Here is a 12,648-nt window from a genome sequence, read left to right as displayed (position 1 = left end):
TCACACGACAAACGCCTCGTGGCAGAGCGATTCTAGCACGTTCTCGAGGAAATCGACGGCGTTGACCGCCGTCAGCAGATCGACGCGCTGGGAGGGATCGCCGCCCAAGACCGGCTTGCAACGCCCCGCGTCCGTCCCGCTTGTGGCAACTTCCAGTCGAGCTCGCGTTTTGAGATACAACGCGGGCCAGATCAGGCTGCCAAGCGTCACGAGATCGGGCAATACCGTGCGCCCCGGGCCGCCGGCGGGATCGTGCTCGACCGGGAACGGCAGCATGCGCGCGAGCACCTCGCCGGTGCGATAGCCGCTCGCCGCCATCCGCGCAACGTTCGACTCATCGAAGCAAACAAGGCACGTCACGTCGAGCGGCGAGACCGTGATCGGCAGGCCCGACGCGAGCATCAATTCGGCCGCCGCCGGATCGCGATGGAAGTTGAACTCAACGCCCTTCTCCGCCCCGCCGCGCGCCCACACCGCGCCGCCGGTGACATAAATCTGCCTCGCCGCCCGGAGCAGCTCGGGCGACTCGCGCCAAAGCGCCGCCAAGTTCGTGAGCGGCCCGAGGCACGCGAGTACGATCTCCCCTTCGGCCGACTCGATCGCTTCGTGATAGACCACGCGAAAGTCTCGCGCGGCCGGCGCGGCTCCCGGCAGATCGCACTCGCCCAGGCCGTCCTCCCCGAAGATGTCGCGCCGGTCGGCCAATGCGTGCCCCAGCGCCGGCGGCGGGTCCAGGCCACGACCGATCATCGGCATCGTCGGCGGCGCGAGGGCGGTGAGAAGGCGGCCGATGTTCGTCATGACCTGCGACAGCGGCACATTGCCCCCCACGCCGCACAGGGCGCGCAGCTCAACGGCGTCGCTCGCCAGGGCGAGCGCGATCGCCGCCGCGTCGTCAATTCCGACATCTGTATCAATCAGGAGCGGCACCGGCATGGGTCACCTCCGCCTGATGTGCCCGCGGCCCGGCGGGCGTGACCGATTCACTGCATTATCCGCCCGCGCCCGATCGGGGTCAAACCATCCGGCGCAATGCCGCCGTCCCACGGCTGGACGACGTCTGCCTGCGCTGCGAAGCGAGTACAATCCCCGGTATGGCAACGGAGATCGACAACGCCACGCGCCGCGTCGCAGACGGCGAGACGCTCTCGACAGAGCGGACCGATTCCCTCTTCTCGGCGCTCATGGCCGGGCAGTTCGCGCCCGACGCGGTCGAGCGATTTCTTCGCGCGCTGGCGGCGCGCGGGGAGACCGTTGACGAAATCGTCGGCGCGGCCCGCGTCCTGCGCCGTCATGTCGCGTCCGTGTCCTGCGACGACCCCAATGCCATCGACACCTGCGGCACCGGCGGAGACGGCATCAGCACGTTCAACGTCTCGACCGCCGCGGCGCTCGTCGCCGCCGGTGCCGGCGCAACCGTCGCCAAGCACGGCAATCGAACGCATTCCCGGCGCAGCGGATCGGCCGACGTGCTCGAAGCCCTGGGCGTGCCCACGGACTTGCCGCCGCCGCGCCTGGGCGCGTGCCTGCGCGAAATCGGCATCGCCTTTCTCCACGCCGCACGGCTGCATCCCGCGATGGCGATTGTTGCGCCGGTACGCCGAGCCATCGGCACGCCCACGATCTTCAACTACCTCGGCCCGCTCACGAACCCCGCCGCCGTCACGCGGCAGATCGTCGGCGTCCCGCGTGACGAGCTGCTCCCGCGCATCGCCGAGGCCCTGCGCCGACTCGGCGCGGTCCAAGCCTGGGTCGTCCACGGCGACGACGGCCTCTGCGACCTGACCACGACGACGACAAGCCGCTACATTGAAGTGCGCGACGGACGCTTGACGGAGCACGCGATCACACCGGAGGAAGCGGGACTGCCGCGGACCCATCCAGCCGACCTGATGGTCGACAGCCCGGACGCGAGCGCGGACGTCATTCGTGCTGTTCTATCGGGCCGGTCCGGACCCGCACGCCATCACACGCTGCTGAACGCCGGCGCGGCGCTGGTTGTCGCCGGGCGCGCGAACTCCCTGCGTGAAGGGATCCAACTCGCCGCGGAGTCCATCGACTCCGGCCGAGCCGCCGCCAAACTCGAAGCACTGATTCGGTTTCGCTGAACCACTCTCCCTGGAAGGAAGAGGGCGTATTGAAACAGCTTCTAGGATACGCGAGCGCCCGGTGCGATCTCGGATGACGGCGAAATCACGATGACCTGCGATTTGTCCTCGTTCGAGGCGGCCAGCAGCATGCCCTGGCTCTCCTCGCCGCGCATCGCCCGCGGCGCAAGATTCTTCACGACGACGATCAACTTGCCGACGAGGCTTTCCGGATCGTAGAACTGCCGAATGCCCGCGACGATCTGCCGCTGTTCGCTCCCGACGTCCACCTTCAGCACCAGCAACCGATCTGCGTTCGGATGCGGCCGCGCCTCCAGCACCTTCGCCACGCGCAAGTCGATCTTCGCGAAATCGTCAAATGAAATGGTCGCCGGGGTGTCGCTCATGGAATGACTCCGTGTCGTACGCCGCCATTATGGCCGAAGGGGACGGCCTGCACCACCATGCGGCCGGTCGCACTCGTCGGATCGCGCAGCGTTGAATGGACAAAGAAGATTTGTCAGGCACGCCGCCCGACGGGCAAGCAACATCAGTACGCCGCGGAACCCGGTCCCGGTTCGAGCACCTGCACCGTCGCGTTGCCGCGATACTCCACGTCATCGCGCGTGACGACAATGACCGAGATGTTGTGATGCCCCGGCGCGGTGAGAATCTTGCGCCCGCTCGGCTCGTCGTTGAGCCAGACGCCGTTATCCTGCCAGAGGATGTCCGCGCCTTCCAGCTTCTCCCTCGGAAGCTCAACACTATATTGAATGAAATGCGGGCTGGTGCCGACGGCCTGGCCGTTTAATTGTACGTTGACGCGATTGACTCGCGTCTGATTTGAAAACGCGCGCGACGCGCTGGCCGGTTGGCTCGGGCGCGCGGCGGCGGTTCCCGGCATGCGTCCTGATGACGGCGTGACGCCGTATTGCTTGGTCGAACGAGCGACCGCTTCGCGTTGATTCGCCTGCCGTGCTGCGGCGTTCCGCGATGCCTCCGCGGCGGCGGCGTTCTTCGCAGCTTCGTTTCGGCTCACCGGACGCGCTGCGTACATCGGCGGTTCGGAAGCCTTCCACGGCGGCTTCGGCGTTTCCACTGGAGGCGACTTCGCCGAAACTTCCTTCTGCGCGACGGGCTTCACGGCGGCCGCAGCGGAGGGCGGAGGATTGTGTCGGGGTGCAGGCGTCAGCGTCGGTTTGGACTCGCGCGCGATCGACGCCAATTGGGTCGGCTGTTGCGGTTCGCTGCGCGGCTTTTGAGACGGGACCGGCGCTGCCTGCGGAGCCGAAGGCTTCGCGGTCGGCTGGGGAGCGGGTCGCTCCGGGCGCGCCGACGGCGATGCGGGTGGGTCGGTTCGATTTCGCGCGGCCACGATCTCGTAAGTCGGCATGCGGCCGGTCGGGTAATCACGGCCCGCGCTCGATCCGGTGAATGCCGACTGGGCCGCCGCTGAATCGGAGCGACCGGGCGCGGCGGGTGGCGTCGTCTTCGGTGGCGCCGGTGGCGTCGTCGGTGAGTTGCGGCGCGAGGCCGGCTCATTGTAAGCGAGAGCAGTCGGCGGCCGACCGAGCGTCGACGGCGGCGCGAATTGCGCGAGCAGCGCCGGCGGCGGGTAGTAGTCCGTCATCTGTACTTGCGCGACCGTTCGCGCGGCATCTTCGGGATGCAACGGTTCCAGACCGATCTGCTCGGCGAAGAACGCGGCGGCCGTCTGCGGAATGCGCGAGTGGCCCATGTTGTCGATCATTTTTCCGCGGACGGTCTTGAACTTGCGCGCCTCGTACCATGCGACGGCGTCCTGCGACTCGGTCTTGCAGGCGGGGAAATCACCATCGCCGATGAAGATGGCCACCGGCACGCGGTCCTTGTACAACGGCACCGTCGCCTCGGTCATCAGGGCCGCCGAGAAATTAGACAAACGCACTGCTATGCACGCGAACCGATCGGGAAAGCGATTTGGAAAATAGTGTGCGAGGTAGCCGCCGCAGGACCAGCTCGTCGCCAGAACTTTCTTGCGATCCGTGTTCGTCGTCTGGAACACGTGCTCCATGATGGCGATCACGTTCTCCTTGTCGCGCAGCACATAGCTGTGCTCGCGCGTCAGCGGATACTCCATGAACGAATCGCTTGTGTTCAGTTCCGGCGCGCACACCACGTACCCGTAGATGTCCGCTTCCTTCTCCCACTCCCGCTCCTGCGGCAGCGCGTTGTCGTACGGCTTCATCCCGTGGAACGTCATCACCAGCGGCCAGCCCTTCATCCGCGGGTTCGGATGCCGACCGTTGTTGCGGACGTAGTCCATCGGCAGGTAAAGGTGATACCCCGCCTTGGTCGTCGGTTCGGTCACATACTGATAAATGCCCTGTCCGCGCGGCTGCGGCACGGCACAGCCCGACGTCCAGATCAGGACCATGCCCAGCAGCCCAAGCGTCAGGAATCTTCGTCCCAAGACCATGTACACCCTGTCCAGCCTATTCAGCAACGACCTTGCCACCAGCCTTGACGAGGTCTTGTCGCCAATTCTCTTTCGGCCGCCGAACGGCCTGTTTGTTTATTATCGTGTCCCGTCGGCATCCGTTCCCAACGGTTTCAGGGATTGATACAACCACACTGCCCAGCCAGTTCCCGGGATTGATTTTTTCGGACTCCCCCCACAACCGCGCCCAAACCGTTACGACTTTGAAGCCGCAACGGTTCCAATCCTCGTGCATACCGTTTTTCTATTATAAGCTGCGAAGCAAGCCAAGCCAAACGCGGTTCGTCAGACCCCGGAGAGCAGGGATTTGGAGCGCGGAAGGGCACGGGACGAGGCACCATGACACCGGATAATCACGACAATTCACAGCGCGAATTGCCCGCCGCAGGACGCAGTTCCCCGGAAGAACTGGCTGGTCGCTTCGTCGTGGAGTGCGACGGGGTTCGACACATTGGATTGACGGCGCATGAGGCGATGGAACTCCTTTCCGCTTCGCCCGCCGGCACGACCAGTGCGCTGCTGCTCATTCACCACGTCGGCGATCGCGGGACGATGGCGCTGATCGGCGTGGAGCCGGCGGCGCTGTCACGGTCCAGTGCCGCGGTCTTCTGGTTCGAAGATGTGCGCGTGGGTCGTGCCGCATATGAATCACTAATCAATCGCGAGAACGGCGTAGGCGTGCGTGCGGATCGTCGCGCGTCACCACCGTGCAGGCTGGAGGTGCGATTCGCGCGCGTCCCCGATCACATCCCGCCCGTCGCCCTGGTGGTGCGGTTCCCCGAACCGTGTTTCGACGCGGCGATGCGGTGGATGCGCCATGCGATGATCGAAGCGGTCGTGCCGCAGGAAGCCGGATGGACGGCGCTGCGCGACTTCGACGCGAGCGCCCCGCAAATCATGGAATCGGCGACCATCGAGCCGTTGTAGAACCGGTTTCAAAACTCCTCTCCCCCTTGGGGGGAGAGGTTGGGTGAGGGGGAAAAGTGGTTCAAACGAATTGATTCACCCTCACCCCAACCCTCTCCCTGGAAGGGAGAGGGAGTTTTGAAACAGCTTGTAGTCATTTCTTTGCAGACTGGAAGATCAACGTCACCGCGGTGCCAAGCGGCGGAATCGCTTCCGTGTTGGCCTTTAGCCACAAATCCGTGTCGCTGGACGAATGCGACGTGGCCAGCGAAAGCAGCGAACTTGGGAAATCCACCACCGTCACCAGCGTGCCCTCCTCGTCCGCCGCCAGGCGATTCGCCTGATCGCGCTCCGAACCGGAGAACACCCACGCCCGCGGCACCATCTGCCTCCCCGCCGCCACGTCAATCATCCAGTCGCACGCCGACTGTTCAACCATGCGGCCATTCAGCTCGTAACGGACACGCACTTCGACCGGGTCGCCGCTGGCAGCGCGCTCGGTGCGGGTCTCTGGGAAGTACCGCGCCGTATGGCCCGGTCGCAGGCCGATCAGTCCGAGTGCCTGGTAAATCGTGCTGCACGGCGCGGTCGTCTTGAGAATGCTTTCGTGTTCCTTCGGCACGGGGGCCTTGCTGTAGGCGAACAATTCCAGCGGGCCTTCACGCAGGATCACTTCACACGCGATCTCCACCTTCGGCACGCGAAAGTCGATCCGCACGCCCGGCGCGTAGTCGACCGCCCTGGCCGCGCCGCGCTGCGCCGAATCAACCGTTGCGCGCTCGCCCGGCTGCGAATCCGGCGAGCACGCGCCGACGAAGGCCAGCGCGAGCAGCGCGCCCAACGCCCAGTCCGGACTCGGTTTTCGATGTTGTGGCATTGCGGTGCTTCTCGACGTCACGTGCGGGGTACTTCCTACGAAGCGTTTCTCGGCGCACCTCGCCACGGTGAGTTCCGGACCAGATGGTCACGGCTTGGATCGTCGCGCGAAGGGCCGGTCGCTGTCAATTCCCCACGCCGGAGTAAAGCATCAGCGTCCGCCGCAGATCATCCCGCATCGTCGCCGCACCGCGGTGATCGGGCACGTACTTCAACACCGTTTCGGCCGCATCGACCGCGCGCGTCATGCGCCGACGCATTTCCTCCCAGTCATTGCGCCGCGCGGCCGCCTTGGCGAGATTGCCTTCGGCGACTGCCTTGTGGTACCACACCTCATGGTAATCCGGCGCGAGCCGAAGCGCTTCGTCCGCCAGGGCCAGACCCGCCGACCACCAGCCGATCGTCATCGGCACGTTGAGCATCGTCCCCAGGGTCAGCGCGCGATGATACGGGCCGCCCCGCGCCCGGGCGATCCAATTTGCCGGATCGAGCAACTCCTCCCGCTGTGGATTGTCCCGAATCAGGGCCTCGTGTTCGGGGATGCGACGCAGGTAAATGACCGCGTACGGGTCAAAATAGACGGGAGACCAGTTATCCACGTCCAGCGCCAGCCGGCGGATCAGCGGCTGCGTGTCCGGCCCGGCATGGAGCAGCACGACGTTGATGCCGTGCTCGTCCAGGAACGTTTTGTGATCGAGCTTGCCGACGCCGACATCGAACGCGGCACGGAGGACCGGCTCGGGATACGCGAACGTGTTGGTATCGACAAAGAGCTTGAAGCGCACCGGCAGCCACAGCAGTGTGTTGCTTGATGAAAAATAATCGACAAAAAGCTTGGGCCGGATCGCCTCGTGCCGGCTTAACCACGTGACGGCGTCTCGCAGGAACGTCACGTCGCTGTAGCCGCCGCCGAATTCGCGCGTGATCCGCCGCTCGGTGTAGTAAAAGCGGCCGCTGACAATGCCGAAACACCACCAGCCCGCGAGCAGCAGCGCCGTCACAGCCGAGAGAATCTGACCGGTCTGGCGGATCAGAGCCAGACGCCGGGCAATGATCCCGTGGATCGCGGCAACAACCAGCGGCGCGGCGATCAGCGCAAAGGGCGCGATGTTTCGTCGCATTTGAAAGGACATCGCAGCGAGCAGGAGCAGAACATACGCCTCCCCCAGCCGGCCGCGCAGGGCGAGCAGCGCTGTCCCGACCGCGGCGAGCGCCACCAGCAGCAAGTACGTGTTAATCGTTCTCGAATTGATCGGCTGCCCGATGTACTTGAAAGGCGAATGAAACTCGGAGATCTCCGACCAGGCGCTGCCGCGAGCATCCTTCGGACCGGAGGCCATCACGTCGTGCTGACTCAAATAGCGCAGCGTGGAGACCGGGAAGAACGCTCCGCGAACGTGCCACGGATTCACGACACACGCCACGAGCTGCACCACAAACAAGGTCGCGAGGAACTTCGTGCGCGACGGTTCTGCCGGCCGCCGCCAGCGGCGCAAAGCCGCCCCGGCGAGCATCGCGCCGGTCACCAGCGGGCCGATCAGAAAATAACTGTGCAGATTGACCCAGAGAACCTGCAACGCGCCGAGTCCCACGAGCTGCCGGCGCGACGATCCGCCGCGAACGAGTACCGCCACGAGGATGACCAGCAGCGCGTGGCTGAACAGCTCCGGGCGCATGCTGAACCGCTCGTAGGCCCCCAGCGCCGCCAGCAAGGCTGCCCAGGCGACGGCGTGCCACGATCTTGTCAGCGCCCGCACGATCACCGCTGCGCCCGCGAACATGACCGCGAGCAGCACGGTGCGCAGGGCGATGAGGCCGTTCGGCCCGGCCGCGCGCTCCAGCCAGGCCATGACGACCTGCGCGCCCCAGTTGGCGTTGATAAAGTCCTGCACGTTGGCGGGATCAATGAAGGGGTCGCGCGTGACAATCGTGCCGGTGTCGAGAACGTGCCGCCCGTAGGCGAGGTGGTAACCGCTGTCGAGATCGCCGAGCTTGAACCAGCCAAGCAGGGCAACGAAGAGGGCGACCGCCACGACGACTGCGATCTGGGAGAGAACACCGAATCGCTCTGATGGCTGATTCGACGGTGTTGTTGAAGGCAGAGATGATGGCGGCGGTGAATTCATTGCGCTGGGAGGGGCGAGCAGGCTCGCCGGCTGAATGTTCGTCTTGCGCGTCGCGCGCCGAGGGCGGTCGTCGTGCAACGCGAAAAGCTTTCGTCGTGCAACCGGGAATTCATCGGCAAATAATAAGGCCGGTCGATGGGGACGCCATCGACCGGCCGTTGATCGACACGATCAGAGTTTTTTCAGGGCTACAAGCCGGTGGCGGAGGTCAGCGTGGGGAAGGCTTCGGCCTCGGCCTCTTCCTGGATGATGATGGTCGGCTTGATGAGGATCAGCAACACCTGATCGTCCTTGACGTTGGACGTGTTCGAGAAGGCGCGTTTCAGTACGGGGATGCGCGAGAGAATCGGTACGCCGGCGTCGATGTCGCGCTCGGCGGAGAGCTTCAGGCCGCCGATGAGAAGCGTGCCGCCGTCAGGCACCGAGACGGTCGTCCGCACCTGCTGCGTGGTCTGCGTGGCCAGTTCGATGAAGCCCGAGCCGACGGTCTGCGAACCGCCGAAGAAGACGGTTCGGAAGTCGCCGGTGACGCGGGTAAACGTGCGCACCGTCATGGTGACGTAGCGGCGGTCGGCGGTGACGGTGGCCTGCACGTCGAGCGAACGTCCGGTCAGAGCCGTCGCGATGTTGGGCAGAAAGGCACCGGCGTTGTCGCCGATGACCGGCGTCAGCGCGGCGATGTAGTCCTGCTCGATGAAGGCCTCGAACGCGGCGCGCTGGCCGTTGAAGAGGACCAGCCGCGGGGCATCGAGGTCGCTGGAACGGCGGTCGATCTGCGTCGCGCGGAGCAGGAAGTCAACCTGGATGTTATCCAGGAAGCTCCCAAAGATCTGAAACGCCGGGGTGCTGTTGGCGAGACTGCCGAGCGTGCCGTTGATGTTCGTGTTGCTCGGAGCGGCCAGATCCAGCGTGTTGTTGACGATCGGAATGGGCGTCATGGTGCCGATGGCCGGTCCGACGTTGCCGTTCGCGGGAACGAGACCCGGCTGGCCAAAAGGCTGGCCGAACGGCTGGGTGGGCAGTGCGATGCCGACGCCGCCCGGCGCACCGGGAGTGAACCCGTTGCGAACAAACTGCCGAGGCACGAGCACGGGATTGTTCGTGGCCGGATCGAGAATCGTGGTGCGATCAAACCCGGCGTTGCCGTTGTTGAGCACCACGTCGAGATCGACGCCGATCTGCTCGAGCCAGTTGCGTGTGATGGTGATGTAACGAGCCTCGACGGCGATCTGTAACGCACGAGACTGGCGAAGCTGCCGAAGCAGGTCGCGAAGCTGCGTGTGCGCACTCGATGTCTGCGTGACGACCAGTTGCTGATTCAGCGCCTGGATCGAGCCGGTGTTGCCGCCGGCCTCGCGCCAGCTTTCGGGATCAATCGTCTGCTGGATCAGCTCGATAATCGGCCGGATCGGATCCTCTGCGGTATTCTGCAAATCATCATCCTGCTGGCCGCCTCCGGCACCGCCAAAGAGATTGCCTCCCCCTGCTCCGCCGCCGCCACCGCCGCCGCCGCCAGCGCCGATGAACCGCCCGCCGCCCAGACCGCCCTGCTGATTGCTGTTCTGGCCGATTTGGTCAAGGTTGATCTGCCGTCCGCGGAACGTCGGCACCGAGATGATCAGGTCCTGCACAGGATAGACACGTGTCAACGTCTTGCGGGCGAGGTCTTCCTTCGTCGAAATGGCGACGACGCCATCGTCCACTTCATACGCCAGTTGCACGTCACCCGCCCCGACGGCATCCAGAATCAACTGCAATGCCTTGGAGAACTTGACGCTGCTCAACCGCAGGCTGACTTCCGTCTCGGGGTCGATGCCGGCCGAATCCAGCGCCGTCCAGTTCGGGACGATGTTCAGCCCCGTCCGATCGCGCAATTGTTCGATCACCTTGCGGAACGGAACGGCGTCGTACTTGATCTCGGGCGCCACCGATTCCAGCTTTCGGCGGACGACGCGATTGCTCTCCGGCTCGGCCGCTTCCTCGGCGCCGGTGCGCTTGGCGGAAATCTCCCGCCAGTTCTTGGGATACATGATGTCGCGGTGCCACGGAATGGCTGACTCTTCATTCGTGACGAGCAGATCCTGGGCCTCGTTCTGCTTGTCAATCGTCGCGCCGACGTTGCGCCGGTTGATGGCGAGGTCCTCCAGCGTCTCCTTCATCCACGCGGCCTGCTCGTTGTTCGGATCGATCGCCAGCACCTGCTTGAGCACCTGGATGGCGTCGTCCAGCCGTTGCTCTTTGCGCAGCTCGGCGGCTTGATCCATCAACTGCTCGACCTGGCGTGTCTTCTGGATGCGAACCTGCTCGACGCGCTCCTGCTCCCGCGCGGCGACTTCCTCGCGCTTCATGCGGATCAATCGCTCGTCGTAATCGCGCTGCTCGTCCTCCAAAAAACGCTCCAGCTCATTCGCCTGATTGCGATAATCTTCATACAACGAGGCGGGCGAGGCGTAACGCCGGTTCAATTCGATCGTCTGCCTGGCGAAATCCAGCAGCCGCCGGGCCTCGGCGAAATCCTCCGCCAGCACGGCCTTGCGCAATTTCGACTCCGACTCTTTGTACGTCTTGACCGCCTGCTGCCAGAGCAGCGCGTGCTCCTCGGCCAGTTCATCCACGAGACCGCCGCCGGACTTCGGCGCGGCGGAGCGCGGCGCATCGGTCATGGCGCTGTTCGATTTCGCCGGGGCCGCCGCCTCGCTCTTCGATTTTTGCGATTTGTCGAGTTCGGCCAACTGGGCGCGGGCCTTGGAAACCACGTCCGATTCGGCCACCTTGCACGCCACGACGGCTTCAAACGCCTTTCGCGCGTCGTCGGCCTTGCCGGCCTTCATCGCCTTTTCGCCGGCGGCGAGGTCTTCACGCGCCTTGGCACGATCCGCCAGCGCCCGCTCGGCCTGACCAAGGTAACGCTGAAGATTGATCTGCTCGTCGTCGTTCAGTTCGTCCTCGGAGATCTCAAGCAACGCATCCTTGCCCGCTGCGTAGTCACCCGCCTCGACCAGTTTGATCGCCGCCGCCAGGCGTTCCGAAGCGCTCGGCTCATCGTCGGCCCGCGCGACGCCGACCGCCGCCAACAGGACCATGCCGAGAACCATACTCCGTGTGCGAAGCTTGAACATGACCATCTCCTCAACCGTCGCGACCGATTGCCTCGGTCGTCACCGTCTACCGGGTCATTCTACCACCGGCGTCTTAAACCGGTGCTCTCATCCACGCGTGCCGTCCCCATCCACCAGCGCTTTGGCAGGCTCTCAAGCCATGGAGTCTTTTCGACCGGACGCGGGCATCGCTCGCTTCAGGTAGGGCACCCCTGCTGGGGCGCATCGGGTGGGAAGCCGCGGCGGGTCACTCCGTGCCTTGATTCCAATAGAATTTACGCACGCCGCCCCTTTATTGCAAGCCCCATCTCACCACGGACTGGCCGGCCCGTCCGATACCGCGCAGACCCCAAATCCGCGTTTCCAGCACTGGCTGGCCTCACACGGGTTATACCGGTTCGCCCGACCCGCGTTATCAGCCTGTTCCCCGAAAATTCAACCGGACCCGGGTCCTGAAACAGATCCGCAGCCGAGCTTGGTTTGAATGCCGTTGGACCGTCCCACTGAAAAAATGGAAACGGCACGGATCATTTCTAACGCTCGATACGGTATCGATCTGAAACCGCAGACGGCTTTGTAAGTTGTGCAAGAGTGCCTTGGCTCACAGTTCAACTGGAATCTCGGAACGGTATTTTGCGAGAGACTTCGCGGCCAACCGGTCAGATTGAGCGCATAAAAAAAGGACGGGCTCGCCTCGCACTCGAGCCCGCCCCTAACACAACCGACCCATTTCTGGGTCTGGCACGTTTGAATCGGTGCGCCGCAAGGGCAGTCGCGTTCGCACCGAGGTTTTTCGTTCCAGGCCTCGTCGCGCCGTTGTCGGCACGTCGGGACGAAAGTAAGAAAGGGCAAGGGCCGTGCCACCGCGCTTTGCCAGAGTGATCCCATCGCGCGAGGAATGATATAACTGGTTTTTCTGTAATGGGTTATCTAAAAAAGGTCGGGATAAGCTACCGCCGTACTCGCCCATCTTGACCTGAAACCGGCCTCGAAATGGGCAAAAGTTACCAAAATGGGAAGCGGTTCCTGGTTAATCGTACCCACGCCACGCGATGGGCAACGGTGGAGTGAAATTC

Annotated in this window: 9 protein-coding genes; 2 read left to right on the top strand and 7 right to left on the bottom strand. The window is 64.3% G+C overall.

Annotation, left to right across the window (positions count from 1 at the left end):
* On the bottom strand, positions 1–936 hold the full coding sequence (locus HRU71_12490) for a nucleoside hydrolase (protein QOJ04253.1): 936 nt from the start codon (positions 934–936) through the stop codon (positions 1–3).
* A gap of 158 nt (positions 937–1,094) precedes the next feature.
* On the opposite strand from HRU71_12490, the gene trpD reads away from it, so the two are divergent.
* On the top strand, positions 1,095–2,108 hold the full coding sequence (gene trpD / locus HRU71_12485) for an anthranilate phosphoribosyltransferase (protein ID QOJ04252.1): 1,014 nt from the start codon (positions 1,095–1,097) through the stop codon (positions 2,106–2,108).
* A gap of 41 nt (positions 2,109–2,149) precedes the next feature.
* On the opposite strand, the gene metG is transcribed toward trpD, so the two are convergent.
* From metG to HRU71_12470, 3 genes are all read right to left on the bottom strand, one after another.
* On the bottom strand, positions 2,150–2,494 hold the full coding sequence (metG, locus tag HRU71_12480) for a methionine--tRNA ligase subunit beta (protein ID QOJ04251.1): 345 nt from the start codon (positions 2,492–2,494) through the stop codon (positions 2,150–2,152).
* 143 nt (positions 2,495–2,637) lie between these two features.
* Entirely contained in the window at positions 2,638–4,539 is a 1,902-nt protein-coding gene (locus HRU71_12475; protein ID QOJ04250.1) for a hypothetical protein, read from the bottom strand.
* A gap of 22 nt (positions 4,540–4,561) precedes the next feature.
* On the bottom strand, positions 4,562–4,801 hold the full coding sequence (locus tag HRU71_12470; protein QOJ04249.1) for a hypothetical protein: 240 nt from the start codon (positions 4,799–4,801) through the stop codon (positions 4,562–4,564).
* 104 nt (positions 4,802–4,905) lie between these two features.
* On the opposite strand from HRU71_12470, the gene HRU71_12465 reads away from it, so the two are divergent.
* Entirely contained in the window at positions 4,906–5,493 is a 588-nt protein-coding gene (locus tag HRU71_12465; protein ID QOJ04248.1) for a hypothetical protein, read from the top strand.
* 133 nt (positions 5,494–5,626) lie between these two features.
* On the opposite strand, the gene HRU71_12460 is transcribed toward HRU71_12465, so the two are convergent.
* From HRU71_12460 to HRU71_12450, 3 genes are all read right to left on the bottom strand, one after another.
* Positions 5,627–6,349 carry a hypothetical protein gene (locus HRU71_12460; protein QOJ04247.1) on the bottom strand — a complete coding sequence of 241 codons (723 nt, stop codon included), beginning with the start codon at positions 6,347–6,349 and terminating at the stop codon, positions 5,627–5,629.
* Between the two features lie 124 nt (positions 6,350–6,473).
* Entirely contained in the window at positions 6,474–8,381 is a 1,908-nt protein-coding gene (locus tag HRU71_12455; protein ID QOJ04246.1) for a hypothetical protein, read from the bottom strand.
* Positions 8,382–8,662: 281 nt separating this feature from the next.
* Positions 8,663–11,593 carry a hypothetical protein gene (locus HRU71_12450; protein ID QOJ04245.1) on the bottom strand — a complete coding sequence of 977 codons (2,931 nt, stop codon included), beginning with the start codon at positions 11,591–11,593 and terminating at the stop codon, positions 8,663–8,665.
* Positions 11,594–12,648 lie beyond the last annotated feature (1,055 nt).

Source organism: Planctomycetia bacterium (assembly GCA_015200345.1).
In the GTDB taxonomy this organism is placed as follows: Bacteria; Planctomycetota; Phycisphaerae; order UBA1845; family UTPLA1; genus PLA3.
The sequence above is the reverse complement of the archived record's forward strand: the minus strand, read 5'-3'. Positions and strand labels throughout refer to the sequence as shown.

Excerpts from the sequence above, each read along its gene's own strand:
- HRU71_12490 (QOJ04253.1), bottom strand. The coding sequence starts at position 936 with ATGCCGGTGCCGCTCCTGATTGATACAGATGTCGGAATTGACGACGCG.
- trpD (QOJ04252.1), top strand. The coding sequence starts at position 1,095 with ATGGCAACGGAGATCGACAACGCCACGCGCCGCGTCGCAGACGGCGAG.
- metG (QOJ04251.1), bottom strand. The coding sequence starts at position 2,494 with ATGAGCGACACCCCGGCGACCATTTCATTTGACGATTTCGCGAAGATC.
- HRU71_12470 (QOJ04249.1), bottom strand. The coding sequence starts at position 4,801 with ATGCACGAGGATTGGAACCGTTGCGGCTTCAAAGTCGTAACGGTTTGG.
- HRU71_12465 (QOJ04248.1), top strand. The coding sequence starts at position 4,906 with ATGACACCGGATAATCACGACAATTCACAGCGCGAATTGCCCGCCGCA.
- HRU71_12460 (QOJ04247.1), bottom strand. The coding sequence starts at position 6,349 with ATGCCACAACATCGAAAACCGAGTCCGGACTGGGCGTTGGGCGCGCTG.
- HRU71_12450 (QOJ04245.1), bottom strand. The coding sequence starts at position 11,593 with ATGTTCAAGCTTCGCACACGGAGTATGGTTCTCGGCATGGTCCTGTTG.